At 41.0% G+C, this 13,996-nt stretch carries 18 protein-coding genes; 8 read left to right on the top strand and 10 right to left on the bottom strand.

Going from position 1 to position 13,996, the window contains the following annotated elements; all coding sequences use genetic code 11:
• Positions 1–104: 104 nt before the first annotated feature.
• From lptB to CWC14_RS07315, 6 genes are read right to left on the bottom strand one after another with little or no spacing between them, the layout of a single operon-like run.
• Positions 105–830 (bottom strand): LPS export ABC transporter ATP-binding protein, encoded by a 726-nt coding sequence (gene lptB, locus CWC14_RS07340; RefSeq protein ID WP_013463982.1) that lies wholly within the window; start codon positions 828–830, stop codon positions 105–107.
• Entirely contained in the window at positions 827–1,366 is a 540-nt protein-coding gene (lptA, locus tag CWC14_RS07335; RefSeq protein WP_016900279.1) for a lipopolysaccharide transport periplasmic protein LptA, read from the bottom strand. Before lptA ends, lptB begins: the two co-directional genes overlap by 4 nt.
• On the bottom strand, positions 1,356–1,910 hold the full coding sequence (lptC, locus tag CWC14_RS07330) for an LPS export ABC transporter periplasmic protein LptC (protein ID WP_138562125.1): 555 nt from the start codon (positions 1,908–1,910) through the stop codon (positions 1,356–1,358). The genes lptA and lptC overlap by 11 nt, the downstream gene beginning before the upstream one ends.
• Positions 1,907–2,458, bottom strand: coding sequence for a 3-deoxy-manno-octulosonate-8-phosphatase KdsC (gene kdsC, locus CWC14_RS07325; protein WP_008115528.1), 552 nt, complete (start codon positions 2,456–2,458; stop codon positions 1,907–1,909). The genes lptC and kdsC overlap by 4 nt, the downstream gene beginning before the upstream one ends.
• Complete coding sequence (locus tag CWC14_RS07320; protein ID WP_008115530.1) at positions 2,459–3,430, bottom strand: KpsF/GutQ family sugar-phosphate isomerase; 972 nt, start codon at positions 3,428–3,430, stop codon at positions 2,459–2,461.
• A 3-nt stretch (positions 3,431–3,433) separates the two neighbouring features.
• Positions 3,434–4,402, bottom strand: coding sequence for a calcium/sodium antiporter (locus CWC14_RS07315; protein ID WP_036932956.1), 969 nt, complete (start codon positions 4,400–4,402; stop codon positions 3,434–3,436).
• A 265-nt stretch (positions 4,403–4,667) separates the two neighbouring features.
• Between CWC14_RS07315 and CWC14_RS07310 the strand changes: the two genes are divergently transcribed.
• The 7 genes from CWC14_RS07310 to murA are packed head-to-tail and all read left to right on the top strand — an operon-like array spanning position 4,668 to position 9,334.
• Positions 4,668–5,483 carry an ATP-binding cassette domain-containing protein gene (locus tag CWC14_RS07310; protein ID WP_076918908.1) on the top strand — a complete coding sequence of 272 codons (816 nt, stop codon included), beginning with the start codon at positions 4,668–4,670 and terminating at the stop codon, positions 5,481–5,483.
• Positions 5,483–6,262: a lipid asymmetry maintenance ABC transporter permease subunit MlaE gene (gene mlaE, locus CWC14_RS07305; protein WP_008115536.1), complete on the top strand. Its 780-nt coding sequence runs from the start codon at positions 5,483–5,485 to the stop codon at positions 6,260–6,262. Before CWC14_RS07310 ends, mlaE begins: the two co-directional genes overlap by 1 nt.
• 14 nt (positions 6,263–6,276) lie before the next feature.
• Positions 6,277–6,825 carry an outer membrane lipid asymmetry maintenance protein MlaD gene (gene mlaD / locus CWC14_RS07300; RefSeq protein ID WP_008115537.1) on the top strand — a complete coding sequence of 183 codons (549 nt, stop codon included), beginning with the start codon at positions 6,277–6,279 and terminating at the stop codon, positions 6,823–6,825.
• Positions 6,826–6,830: 5 nt separating this feature from the next.
• Positions 6,831–7,511 (top strand): MlaC/ttg2D family ABC transporter substrate-binding protein, encoded by a 681-nt coding sequence (locus CWC14_RS07295; protein WP_008465117.1) that lies wholly within the window; start codon positions 6,831–6,833, stop codon positions 7,509–7,511.
• Complete coding sequence (locus CWC14_RS07290; RefSeq protein ID WP_008465119.1) at positions 7,504–7,797, top strand: STAS domain-containing protein; 294 nt, start codon at positions 7,504–7,506, stop codon at positions 7,795–7,797. The genes CWC14_RS07295 and CWC14_RS07290 overlap by 8 nt, the downstream gene beginning before the upstream one ends.
• Positions 7,798–7,802: 5 nt before the next feature.
• Positions 7,803–8,060 (top strand): BolA family protein, encoded by a 258-nt coding sequence (locus tag CWC14_RS07285; protein WP_007378312.1) that lies wholly within the window; start codon positions 7,803–7,805, stop codon positions 8,058–8,060.
• A gap of 14 nt (positions 8,061–8,074) precedes the next feature.
• The gene (gene murA, locus CWC14_RS07280) at positions 8,075–9,334 is read left to right on the top strand and encodes a UDP-N-acetylglucosamine 1-carboxyvinyltransferase (RefSeq protein ID WP_008465122.1); all 1,260 of its coding nucleotides are present in this window, start codon (positions 8,075–8,077) and stop codon (positions 9,332–9,334) included.
• A gap of 89 nt (positions 9,335–9,423) precedes the next feature.
• On the opposite strand, the gene CWC14_RS07275 is transcribed toward murA, so the two are convergent.
• The 3 genes from CWC14_RS07275 to CWC14_RS07265 form a co-directional block, all read right to left on the bottom strand.
• On the bottom strand, positions 9,424–10,506 hold the full coding sequence (locus CWC14_RS07275) for a trypsin-like peptidase domain-containing protein (RefSeq protein WP_008465124.1): 1,083 nt from the start codon (positions 10,504–10,506) through the stop codon (positions 9,424–9,426).
• Positions 10,507–10,593: 87 nt separating this feature from the next.
• A complete protein-coding gene (locus tag CWC14_RS07270) occupies positions 10,594–11,946 on the bottom strand; it encodes a Do family serine endopeptidase (protein ID WP_008465125.1) in 1,353 nt (450 codons plus the stop codon).
• Between the two features lie 122 nt (positions 11,947–12,068).
• Positions 12,069–12,503: a Z-ring associated ZapG family protein gene (locus tag CWC14_RS07265; RefSeq protein WP_008465126.1), complete on the bottom strand. Its 435-nt coding sequence runs from the start codon at positions 12,501–12,503 to the stop codon at positions 12,069–12,071.
• Between the two features lie 133 nt (positions 12,504–12,636).
• Between CWC14_RS07265 and zapE the strand changes: the two genes are divergently transcribed.
• Complete coding sequence (zapE, locus tag CWC14_RS07260; RefSeq protein WP_008465128.1) at positions 12,637–13,725, top strand: cell division protein ZapE; 1,089 nt, start codon at positions 12,637–12,639, stop codon at positions 13,723–13,725.
• A gap of 54 nt (positions 13,726–13,779) precedes the next feature.
• Here zapE and CWC14_RS19400 read toward each other — a convergent pair.
• On the bottom strand, positions 13,780–13,996 hold a 217-nt coding region (locus CWC14_RS19400; protein WP_212746548.1), incomplete at its 5' end, for a hypothetical protein.

The raw sequence follows: 13,996 nt of genomic DNA, 5'->3' as shown, positions 1-13,996 counted from the left end.
GCCTTGCCTAAATACCAAACAAACTGCTGCAAATCCAACCTTGAAAGGTCAACAGACCTAAGTATGATTAATCTTAGCAGATGCTTAGTGGAATAACACACATATTAGAGCTTGAACTGCTCGCCCAAATAAACATCGCGTACTGTTTTATCGTTTAATACGTATTCAGGAGTGCCTGATGCAATTAACTCCCCATGAGAAACTATGTAGGCTTTTTCACAAACATCAAGTGTTTCGCGCACGTTATGGTCTGTAATAAGTACGCCAATGCCACGGTTTTTAAGATGCTCTATAATCTTTTTAATATCTAATACTGAGATAGGATCAACCCCCGCAAAGGGTTCGTCTAAAAGGATAAATTTAGGGTTTGCTGCTAATGCTCGCGCAATTTCAACGCGGCGACGTTCACCACCTGATAAGGCCATACCTTGGCTGTCACGAATATGCTGAATGCTAAATTCATCAAGTAAATTATTTAAGGTATCTTCGCGTTGTTGTTTGTTTAATTCTTTACGTGTTTCTAAGATAGCCATTAAGTTTTGATAAACAGTCAGCTTTCTAAAAATAGACGACTCTTGCGGTAGATAACCAATCCCTAAACGCGCTCGGCTGTGCATCGGTAATAAAGTAATATCTTTATCATCAATTGATATTTTGCCTTTATCACTAGGGACAAGGCCTACAATCATATAAAAAGTGGTGGTTTTACCTGCACCATTAGGGCCAAGTAACCCCACAATACTGCCAGCTTCAACCTCTAGGCCAACGTTTTTTACAACTTCACGACCTTTGTAGCTTTTAGCTAATAGCTCTGCTTTTAATGTGCTCATGGTTGGCCTTTATCATCTTCTTTTTTATTTTCAACAGGCACTAAAATAGTGTGTACACGGTCTGTTGAGTTTTCGTCTTTTTCTGCGCTAATTAACTGCTGCTCGATATCGTAAGTGATACTTTTAGCTGTTATTTTTTGACCTGCTTGAGCAATGCTTGCATCGCCGATTAAGGTTAAAAAACGCAGCGATACATCGTAACGCACTTCATTAGCACTGGCGCTCATTATGGTGCCATCAGCTTGTGTTTCTTCAAAATATGCAGGGCTGCCTGTGGCAATTAATAACTGTTTGTTATCGCCTAGGTCATCGCGTTTATGCACTTCTAAACGGTCAGCTGTGATACGGCGATTACCATGAATAATTTCAACATTTTTCTCAAAAATGCCTACGTTTTCTTTTAATTGACCTTCTTGCTTATCTGCACTAATTGAAATTTGATTAGCAGCGGGGGCTTCAGCAGGTTCTGCGCCATTACTGTTAAAAGCAATTAATAGTGAGGGAACAATTAAAATTTTAAATAGGTTATTGGTCATAATATAGGGTTCGCGTATGGTTAATAAGTTTAATCACCTCGGTTTTTAAATCGGCCTCAAGGCCTTTACCTGTGATTTTTAAATTAGGTCCTGTAATAACGACAGGCTGCTGTGATTGCATGGTTAATAGTTTTATATCTACATTGATGCTATCGGCTGTGATCGTATCGATCATTGCGTTATCGACTAAATTTAGCGCTTTCACATTACCCTCTAACACCAGTTGCCGATCGTCGTAGAGGGTGGCTTCATCAGCGTTAATACGCCATGTTTGCTGTTCGTTATATAACGTAAATATAGGTTTTTCAAAAAAGGTAAAACCGAGTTGTTGATATAACTCCATTTTTACCGCAGTCACTTTATGGCTTACTTTACCTTGATCATTGTAAGCGGTTTGTTTTAGCTCAATCGCGGTATAATCGGGTCTAGCAATAACTTGAGTTTGTTCATCCGCAACAATATCTACCTGAGTAAAGTAAGGATACCAAAGCCAAACCATACAGCTTATGAATAAAACGCTCAGTATAATGCGCGCCACATTCATGAACTGGTTCCTTGGCTGGTAAGTGGCTTATTGTTTTCAAGCATTAGTAAGTCTGTTAACTCTCTTACTGCGCCAAAGCCGCCAGGCAGCTGAGTAACATAATGCGATAAACGTTTAATCAGCGGGTGGGCGTCGTTCACGGCTACTGCAAACCCGACTTTTTCCATTACTGGCATATCAGGGCCATCGTCGCCTATGTAGGCAATTTGCTCATCGCTAAGCGCTAATTTTTGTTTTAATTCTTGATAGGCGATGAGTTTGTCTTCTTGGCCTTGGTATATATGTTGTACGGTTAAACTACTCATACGTTGTTGAACTATTTGTGAGTGACGACCTGTGATCACGGCAACTTCAAAACCACTATTAATAAGGGCTTTAATGCCAAATCCGTCTTTGGTATTAAATGCTTTGAGCTCTTCACCTTGGTTACCAAGATAAATACGCCCATCAGAAAACACACCATCAATGTCGCAAATTAATAATTTTATTTTTTTGGCGCGCGCTTTTGCATCATCACTTAACGGTTGGTAAAGATCTTCAAACTGCATTTATAGCACTCCCGCTTTTAGTAAGTCTTGCATATTTAGTGCGCCAATGGGCTGATTATGCTCATTAATCACAATTAAACCATTAATACGTTTTTGTTCCATAATGTTCAGTGCTTCAGCCGCGAGCATGTCTTGTGTGGCTGTTGTGCATGATTTAGTCATCACAACATTAATTTCTGTGCTGTGTATATCAACACGTTGCTCTAAAATACGGCGTAAATCACCATCGGTAAACAAACCAGATAATTGTTGGTTACCATCTATAATAGCGGTCATGCCGAGTCCTTTGGCTGACATTTCAATTAGGGCGTCTTTAATGGTTTGCGTTTCATTAATAATAGGCGTGTGAATACCGCTGTGCATTACATCTTTTAAGGTTAACAGTAAGCGTTTGCCTAAACTGCCACCTGGATGCGACAGAGCAAAATCATCTGCGGTAAAGCCACGGGCTTCCAATAATGCGACTGCCATTGCATCACCCATAGCGAGTGTTGCCGTGGTACTTGCCGTTGGCGCTAGGCCTAATGAGCAGGCTTCTTGTTCAACTTTAATACACACATGCACATTTGCCAATGTTGCCATAGTTGACGTTTCGTTACCTGTCATAGCAATCATTTTAGCGCCAATGCGTTTTAATACCGGAATAATATTAAGCACTTCACTGGTTTCGCCAGAGTTAGAAATAAGCATAACTACATCACTGGCAGTGATCATACCTAAATCACCATGACTCGCTTCACCAGGGTGAACAAAAAATGCGGGGCTACCAGTACTCGCTAAAGTGGCTGCTATTTTATTACCGATATGGCCCGATTTACCCATGCCAATAACAATAATACGGCCTGAGCAGTCATACATTAATTGACACGCTTGGTTAAAGCTTTCATTAACGTATTGTGCGATATCGTTGAGTGCTTGGCGTTCTATATCAAGGACGCGTAAGCCTTGTTGAATAAAATTTAGCGTTGCCATGGATCACCCTACTTGACTAAAAATATAACCTTGGTAAATCATAAATGCGACGATGAGCAAGCCACCTTCTAGTCTATTGATACGTCTTTGACCTCTAAAGTTCAATGACATAGCAATAAGTGCCAAGGTTGCACCTATCATAATGATAACATCACGGTTAGCTACTGATGCGTCAATAACCGATGGGTTAATTAATCCTGCCAGCGGTAATACCGCTAAAATATTAAAGATATTTGAGCCAACAATGTTACCCAGTGCTAGGTCATCTTCATTTTTAAGAACACCCGCAATTGAAGCTGCAAGTTCAGGTAAGCTGGTACCTATGGCTATTATGGTTAAACCAATTACTAAGTCACTTAAGCCAAAGTATTTAGCAATATCGACGGCTGAGCCAACTAAAAAGTGTGAGCTAACCGGCAGTAAAATCATACCCACTACCAACCAAAAAACGGCTTTTTTGGTTGGTACGTTGTCAGGTACTTCATCACAGGCTTCGCTAACAAAGGGGTCGTCTTGGTTTTTTGCTCGCAGTGATACAAAAATAAGCCCACCAATAAAAACAACAAAACCAAACAGTAAGGCTGCGCCTTCAAAAAACGAAAAGTAGTTATCTGAAAAAATATACCAAGTGGCGATAGACACCAGTAATACCAATGGAATTTCACGCCTTAGTGTACTTGAAGAAACTGAAAGTGGTCTTAAAAGCGCTGTAATACCTAATACTAATAGTATGTTAGTTATATTTGAACCTACCGCATTACCAACCGCCGTATCGGTTTTATTAGCCAAAGCAGCTGAAGCGGATACCATCATTTCAGGCGCCGATGAGCCCATAGCTACCACGGTTAAACCTACTATTAATGTTGGTACGCCAAAGTTTTTAGCCAGTGCAGCTGCACCATAAACAAACCTGTCTGCACTCCATACGAGAGCTGCAAAACCGAGAATTAAAATGACAAACGAGGTAACCATTGTGATAAGCCAGCTAGTGTAAATTCAGATAGCGCGAATAGTAACAAAAGCCACCATAAAAGTATAAGTAAAAGAGTAAGCTGTAATACATTAGACGGTTATTAAAATAATTTTTTACTAAGTTGATTTGGTTGTTTAAGCGTCGGTTAAGTCAATTTATCGCAGTCTTATAACTGTTTTGGCGGCGCTATTACAAAATCTTACGAATTGTTTTTTCCATCTTGACCAAAAAACCCTTAAAATAGAAATATGAGAGAATATTGTTATGGAGAGCGACTTGTCGCAATCAATAGTAGAAGTAAAGGATGTTACCTTTTCTAGAGGCGATAGGGTCATATATAAAAATATGAGCTTTGATGTCCCAGAGGGTAAAATTACTGCCATTATGGGGCCAAGCGGAATTGGCAAAACCACGATGCTGCGCTTAATTGGTGGCCAGCTCAAACCTGACTCCGGTGATATTTTATTTAAAAAAGACAGCATAGTCGCCATGTCGCGTAAAGAACTCTACGCGGCACGTAAACGCATGAGCATGTTATTTCAAAGCGGTGCTTTATTTACCGATATGTCGGTGTTTGACAATATCGCATTTCCTATCCGCGAGCACACACAACTCAGTGAAGACTTAATCCGTCTAGTGGTTTTAATGAAACTTCAAGCCGTTGGCTTACGTGGTGCTAAAGATTTAATGCCTTCAGAGTTATCTGGTGGTATGGCACGTCGTGCAGCTTTGGCTCGCTCTATAGCGCTTGATCCTGAACTTATTATGTATGATGAGCCTTTTGCAGGACAAGATCCCATTTCAATGGGAGTGTTGGTTAAGCTGATTAAGTCATTAAATGAAGTGCTTGGTTTATCTTCTTTGATTGTTACACATGATGTGAATGAAGTAATGAGCATTGCCGACCATGTTATTATTATTGCCGAGCAAGGTGTGATTGGAAGCGGCACGCCAGATGAAATGCGTCAGCATGAATCACCACTGGTGCAACAATTTTTAAAAGGGTTATCAGATGGGCCTGTACCATTTCATTATCCAGCACAAACCTATGCAGATGAACTGTTAGGAGAGCCGCAGTAATGTTGGATTTACTACAAAAAATAGGCCATAAAACACTGGGTCGTTTTGCTGCACTTGGGCGTTCAACGCAAATGCTAGCAAGTGCACTATGGCATTTACCCAATTTTAAAAAAGGTACGCCTCTACTGGTGCGCCAACTCTACATGGTTGGTTCACAATCGCTGTTGATTATTGTGGTGTCGGGCTTATTTATCGGCATGGTTTTAGCTCTGCAAGGTTATACCGTTTTAGTTGATTATGGTGCAGAAGACAGCCTTGGACCTCTAGTGGCGCTTAGCTTGTTACGTGAGCTGGGGCCTGTGGTTACTGCATTATTATTTGCAGGTAGGGCAGGCAGTGCGTTGACGGCTGAAATCGGTTTAATGAAAGCCACCGAGCAGTTATCGTCGCTAGAGATGATGGCTATCGACCCGCTTAGGCGTATTATTGCGCCGCGATTTTGGGCTGGCTTAATTAGTATGCCGTTACTGGCGTTAATTTTTTCAGCGGTCGCTATTATTGGTGCTCACTTGGTGGGTGTTGATTGGCTAGGCGTTGATACTGGAAGCTTTTGGTCAATAATGCAAGCTCAGGTGTCGTTTGAAAAAGATATACTAAACGGTTTAATTAAAAGTATCGTATTTGCGATTGTTGTCACTTGGATTGCGCTTTATAAAGGGTATGACTGTATTCCTACATCAGAAGGGATCAGTAAGGCAACAACAGAAACAGTGGTGCACTCATCACTGGCGGTATTAGGTTTTGACTTTATTTTGACAGCGGTAATGTTTACTAGCTAATAGGGTATTAAATAATGAATTCACGGAAATTAGAAATTTTAGTTGGTTTTTTTGTCGCACTAGGTATTTTGGCGTTTTCAATGCTAGCGCTTAAAGTGGCTAATTCAGGTATTAGCGGCTCAGGTGAAACCTACACATTAAACGCCAAGTTTGAAAATATAGGCTCATTAAAAACTCGCGCGCCTATTAAAGTAGGGGGAGTTGTTATTGGTCGTGTCGAGTCAATTTATGTGCACCCGCAAGAGTTTTTACCTGTGGTGAACATGAGTATTGATGCGCAGTATTTATGTCGTTTTTCAGACACCAGTTCTATCTCAATTTTAACCTCGGGTATTTTAGGCGAGCAATATTTAGGTATTAACCCTGTGATCGCCTCAGATTCAGCTAAACAACGTTGTTTAGGCGAAGATGTTGCAAACAGTGCGCAAGACCAAGCTATTGACGATTTATTTGGGGTGCAAAGCAAAGCATTAGCAAGTGGCGATTCAATCACTGATACTAAGTCGGCATTGGTACTTGAAGAATTAATTGGCCAGTTTTTATTCAACCAAGGTAGTGAGTAATTATTATGTTGAAAACATTTTTAGCAAATGTCGCATTGGTAAGTTTAATGCTAGTACAAAGCGTGCATGCCGATGAAGTTAAATTGGTTGATCCGAATAAAATGGTGCGTCAGGTTGCTGATAATACTTTTGAGCGTATTACCAAAGACCAGCCATTAATATCTACCAACAAAGAACATTTAAGGGTCATCGTTGAAGAAGAGCTGATGCCTTACATTGACTACAAATATGCAGCACTAAGAGTGTTAGGTAGCGAAGTGTCTAAGGTACGCGCCATTACCGACAAAGCAGAAAAAGCAAAAGCAATTGAAGATATTCAGCGTTTTATTGGCGCGTTTAGAGAGTACCTTGTTGCCACTTATGCTGGCGTTTTTACCCAGTATACTAATCAACAAGTTGAATTTGCTGCCGAGCAGCCTTTTAAAGGCAAAGATGTGGTGATGATAAAAACCAAAATTGTAGAAGCCGGTAAGCCTGATATTAAAATTGATTTTAAAGTACGTGAAGATAGAAGTGGCGAATGGCGCGCTTACGATATGATTGCTGAAGGCATTAGCTTACTTGATGCAAAACAAAGTGAGCTTCAGGGCATTTTACGCCAACAAGGTATTGACCACGTTAGCGACCTGTTAGAGCAAAAAAGTAAGTTACCGGTTCAGTTTAGAGGCAGCGACACAAATGACTAAATTGGCAATCAGCCAAGTCGATGAACAGCATCTACGAGTCAGTGGTGAATTGACTCATAATTCAATTGGCAATGAACGGCTTCTGAACACTAAGCGACAAACTGAGCATAAAACCCTTTATTTTGACCTAAGTGAGGTGACAAGGGTTGACACAGCCGGCTTAGCTTGGTTAATTCACTCTTTTACAGAATTTAAGCAACAAGGCATTCGCCTTGAATTGCAAAACCCACCTGAACAACTGCAAAACCTTATGCAGTTAGGCCAGGTTACAACCCTATTTGAGTGAGAGTTATGGAAACGAGTCAAGTCGAAACATTATTACGCGACGAACTTCAGTTAGCTGAAGTACATGTAAAAGCCAATGGCAGTCATTATGAAGTAATCGCTGTCGGTGAATGCTTTGACGGATTAAGTCGTGTTAAAAAGCAACAGCTAGTGTATGGCCCATTAATGAACACTATTTCAGACGGTACCATTCATGCTGTTTCTATCCGCGCTTTTACTCCGACAGAGTGGAAACGTGAGCAAAAATTCATTTTACCGCAATAAATAAGGCCCCTTAGATGGATCAATTTGTAATTCAAGGTGGCACTTCACTCGCTGGTGAAGTAACTATTTCTGGCGCTAAAAACGCAGCTCTTCCGATTCTATTTGCAGCTTTATTAGCTGATGGCAAAAGTACTTTCACTAACGTACCACATCTTCGCGATATCATCACGACCGAAGCCTTACTGAAAACGTTAGGCGCTGATGTTCAGTGGCAGGGCGATTCACTCATTATTGATGGTGCAACGGTAAATAGCACGTTAGCGCCTTATGACTTAGTAAAGCAAATGCGTGCGTCAGTGCTTGCACTTGGTCCTTTAGTCGCTCGATTTGGTGAGGCACAAGTATCCTTACCTGGTGGCTGTGCTATTGGTGCGCGCCCGGTTGATATTCATATTCAAGGCTTAGAGCGTATGGGCGCTCAAATAACCGTTGAAAACGGTTATATTAATGCCAAAGTAGATGGTCGCTTAAAAGGCGCTGAAGTTTTCATGGAAATGATCAGCGTAGGTGCTACTGAAAACTTACTGATGGCGGCAACGCTCGCCGAGGGTAAAACAGTACTAGAAAATGCAGCGCGCGAGCCCGAAATTATCGATTTAGCCAATTGCTTAATTGCTATGGGGGCTAAAATCAGTGGTGCGGGCTCAAGCCGTATTGAGATTGAAGGGGTTGAGCGTTTATCAGGTTGTGAGCACCGCATATTACCGGATCGTATTGAAACAGGTACCTTTTTAGTGGCTGCAGCGATGGCTGGCGGCGAAGTACTATGTAAAATGACCGACTTTCATTCACTTGAGCCAGTAATAGAAAAACTACGTGCAACCAATGCGTTATTAGAAGTGCACGATGACAGTATTTATTTAGACATGCGAGGCCGAGAGCTAAAAGCGGTGAATATTAAAACTATGCCTCATCCAGGTTTTCCAACCGATATGCAAGCGCAGTTTACCGCATTAAATGTGGTGGCTAATGGTAGTGCGACGATTACCGAAACTATTTTTGAAAATCGTTTTATGCATGTGCCTGAGCTACAACGTATGGGCGCTAATATTCGCTTAGAAGGCAATACGGCCTTTTGTGGTGAAACAAAAAGCTTATCGGGTGCGCAAGTAATGGCAACTGACCTTCGTGCATCAGCGAGTCTTATTCTAACGGGGATTGTAGCCCAAGGCGAAACGGTTGTTGATCGTATTTATCATGTAGATAGAGGTTATCAGCGTATTGAAGATAAACTCAGTGCGCTAGGTGCTAACATCAAACGCAAAAGCAATTAGTTATACTAATACGATTATTATTCTAATCCATAAAAACGCGATAATCTATCGCGTTTTTTATGTCTAATGCCAAAGTATAAATAAGCGCTTTATAGCTTGGTTTCAAGCTCTGCTACTTTCACCATTATTTTTTGTATTTTACCGTTACGGTATAGCTCAAACTCAATTTCTTTCCCCGGTTCGGTACTGCCTATTTTTTTCAATACATTTTGTGGATTAGCCACTGAAAGCCCAGCAATTTTAATCACAATATCTTGCTCTTCTATACCCGCCTGCCATGCAGGGCCTAAAGGGTCTAGGTTGGTAATACGCATGCCTGCAACGGGCGTTAAGCTATCATTGACCTCTTTACCTGTACTGTCTACCGCTGTGCCTTCAAAGCCCAAATAGCCGCGCACAACACGACCATGGCGAATAAGTTTGCCCATTACCTCTTTTGCCAAGGTGTAAGGCACCGCAAAAAAGATCCCTTGTATATTTAAGTTTTCACGGGTTTTAAACTGGGCAGAGGTGATCCCTACTAAATCGCCATTAGAATTTACCAGTGCACCACCAGAGTTACCTACGTTAATAGCAGCGTCCATTTGCAATAAGTTATTGTAAGGACTGTCGGTAATTTTTTGCTTACCGGTGGCGCTAATGATCCCCTGAGTAATGGTTTGCCCTAAGTTAAGTGGGTTTCCGATGGCTAATACTAAATCGCCTACACTCGAACTGTAGTTATCGTTAACGGGTATAACAGGCAGGTGATTGGCATTTATTTTTAATAATGCTAAGTCGGTAATAGTATCAAAGCCAATGAGTTGCACATCAAAAAAACGTCTGCCGTCAGTAAGAATAACCAGTATTTGATCGGCATTATTGATCACATGGTAATTAGTCAAAATATAACCGTCAGGTGACATGATCACCCCAGAACCAAGCTCTTGCACCGTATTTTGGCGTTTATAGCGTGGCTCTTTAGAAATGCTTTCTGAAAAAATGGTGACAACCGATGGCGCTGCGCGCTTAACTGCGTCAGAAAAGCTCAAATGACTTGCAGTCATTGCACTGGGTAGCGGCACGTTAGGTAGCAATGCAGTGCGCATGTTAGGGCTAAAAAAAACCACTAAAAAAGCAATGCCTAAACCGGCAAATAGAGGAGGAAGTACAAATTTTAGAAGTTTTAGCACGGTATTCTTATTGTTAGTGAGCAATCCCTTTATGATGGCACAAAAAAAATAACAGCGGCAAGTGCCGCTGTTACTTTTATTGTATTATTACTGAATTAATACAAAAATAGATTCACGTCCGCGTTTCACACCTAACACAATATTACCTTGAATATCTTCGATAATTTTGTTCATGTCGCGAATGCTTTCTACTCGTTGACGGTTTACTTGCACAATAACATCGCCTTCTTCAAGGCCTACTCGTGCTGATGGCGAACGAGGGTCGACAGAGGTCACCTCAATCCCTTTCATTTTGTTCTTCTTCACGTTTTCAAGCGTTGCACCTTGGAATGCTGGGTGTAACTCTTCGCCCGCAGCGGTAATGCCTGATGCACCATCTAGGGTTACTTCCACATTTTTAACTTTACCGTCACGGTAAATCCCCAACTGTACTTCACGACCCTCACCTAAGGTGGCAATTTTACTGCGTAGCTCATGGAATCCGCTAATTTCACTGCCGTTAATGCTAATAATTACATCGCCTGCTTTAATTCCCGCTTTGCTGGCTGCGGTGTCATCCATTACCTGCATAACATAAGCCCCTTGTTTAACATCAAGCTGCTGTGCTTTAGCAAGACCTGCATCAAGAGGGCGGCCTGAAATACCTAACGAACCACGGCGTACTTCACCATGCTCTACAATTTGATCAACTAGGTTTTTCATCATATTTGACGGAATAGCAAAGCCAATCCCCACATTTCCACCTGATGCACCTAAAATAGCGGTATTAATACCAATCAGCTCACCGTTTAAATTAACTAAAGCCCCACCTGAGTTACCTTGGTTTATCGCGGCATCGGTTTGAATGAAATCTTCGTAACCCTCAATATTTAAGCCACTGCGGCCTAATGCGCTAACAATACCTGAGGTAACCGTGTGGCTTAAACCAAAAGGGTTACCAATTGCGACGGCAAAATCACCGACACGTAAGTCATCTGAGTTAGCTAGCTTTACTGCGGTTAATTCATCTGCGTCTATTTGTAGTAGCGCAATATCAGACTCTTTATCGCTACCAATTTTTGTTGCTTCATATTCGCGGCCATCTTCAAGGGTGACTACCATTTTTTCAGCGTCTTGCACTACATGGTTGTTAGTAACGACATAACCTTTGTCAGCATCAATAATAACTCCTGAGCCTAAACCACTAAACTGGCGCTTTTGGCTACGTGGCTGCGGGTTGCCAAAAAAGAAATCGAGCGGGTCACCGCGTCGGCGAACCTCTTTAGAGCCTGAAACCTGAATACTCACTACACCTGGGGTAATTTGCTCAAGCATAGGGGCAAGTGTTGGTAATTGTTGACCATTAACGGCAACCGGCAATTTAGCAAACGAGGCGGTTGGACTTAGTAATAAGCTGGTAGATAAAATAGCAGCACTGATAAGTGATAATTTCATTTTCATAGTCAGGGTTTACTCCACTTAAAAAGCAAAAGGCTGCAATAAGCAGCCTCAAAAAAGTATATCAGTAAGATAAAACAACAAAGCTGTTATATCTAAAGACTATGGGGTCAAAAAAAAGTTCATCAAGATGCTTTAGAAGTATTCACATCACCAGCAAATAATCCTGATTTACCCGACACATAATCAGCTGGTTGGGCATCGGCGTTTGAGCGATCTGAACTACGTTCTTTTAATGACGCTTGTAACTGTTCGGTGGTTTCTTTAGAGAAAAACGGTTCAGCAGGGGCTTTATTTCTGTCTTCAAGTAACAGTTGATTAGTTTCTTCAACATGACTTAATAACTGATCGTAGTTTTCTTTCATTTTGTTTACTAACTTACCAGTATTCGCTAAATGGTCGGCAACATCTTGGCGATACTGCTCAAGCGAATGCTTAGCTTGCTCTGCTTGTTGCTCTAATTCATCATGTTTAAACTGTTTTTTAGTGACAAAGGCACCAACGAAAAATGCAGCAATAGCAACTACTACCACTAATCCTACCCATGTAAATGTACCCATAAATTCACCTCTATGCGAAAATAACTAAAAAAATTTAGTTCAATAATAATTCATACTAAGTCTAATATACCCTGAGTATTGATGCGTGTTAATATGCTTTACAAATTAAACTGTGTTTTAACTGTAAATAGATATGACTCCTTGGCAAACATACCAGCAAGACCTTCAACGCGATGACTTTGTACATGACGCAGCACAAGAAAATGCAGTTCGTCATTTACAGCGTTTATACGACGATTTAACACAAGCAAAACCACAATCTAAAGGCTTTTTTGCAAAGCTTTTTAATAAAGCAGAGCCAGCTCCCATTAAAGGTTTATACTTTTGGGGTGGCGTAGGCCGTGGTAAAACTTACCTTGTTGATACTTTTTACGAAGCTTTACCGGGCGATAGAAAAATGCGAGTGCATTTTCACCGTTTTATGCACCGAGTACACGACGAGCTTAAAAAGTTAAACAACACAGCAAACCCATTAGAAACAGTTGCCGATATTTTTAAAGCAGAAACAGACATAATTTGTTTTGATGAGTTTTTTGTTCAAGACATTACCGATGCCATGCTGCTCGGTGGTTTAATGGAGGCGCTATTTGCTCGTGGTATTGTGTTGGTTGCAACCTCTAATATTATACCTGATGATTTATACCGCAACGGCTTACAACGCGCTCGTTTTTTACCGGCTATTGCCTTAGTGAATAAGCATACTGAAATAGTAAATGTAGATTCCGGTGTTGATTACCGGTTACGTACACTGGAACAAGCAGAAATTTTTCACAGCCCGCTTGATGAGCAAGCTGATAAAAACCTATTTGAATACTTTGATAAGCTCTCCCCTGAGGCCGGTAAAGTAGACACCCCAATTGAAATAGAAGGGCGGATGATCAAAACCCGCAAGGTGTCTGATTGCATCGTTATGTTTGAATTTAGCGAACTGTGTGAAACCGCACGTAGCCAAGTGGATTACATGGAAATAAGCCGATTATATAACACAGTTATTTTATCAAACGTAAAACAGCTTGGACAAAATAATGATGATGCAGCAAGGCGTTTTATTGCGTTGGTAGATGAGTTTTATGAGCGTAACGTTACCTTAATTATCTCTGCGGAAAAACCCATTACCGAGCTCTATACACAAGGCAATTTAAACTTTGAATTTAAACGCTGTATTAGTCGCCTGCAAGAAATGCAATCGTTAGAATATTTAGCCCGAGAGCATTTAGCTTAAAATACGAAGGTTAGTGGGCGACGGGCTGCGGGTCTCGAGCAAAACACCTAACTTCTAAATAAAAAAACCTTGCGATGTTAACCACAAGGTTTTTTTATAAGGTAAGGCTTGTGAGCCTTTTCCAGAAAAATAGTTGTTAGCGACTATTTTTCCTAAAATATCAGTTTTCAATGTAACACTTTCCAGATTTTTCACAATCATTTTGTCTGTAGTAGATACGACAAAGTCGCTTGGTGTTAACAATTTTGTCTGTAGTAGTGTGATTACCAAG

The sequence above is a fragment of the Pseudoalteromonas sp. S3260 genome, from assembly GCF_005886925.1.
Taxonomy (GTDB): Bacteria; Pseudomonadota; Gammaproteobacteria; order Enterobacterales; family Alteromonadaceae; genus Pseudoalteromonas; species Pseudoalteromonas tetraodonis.
This window is presented reverse-complemented; position numbering and strand designations above follow the sequence as displayed.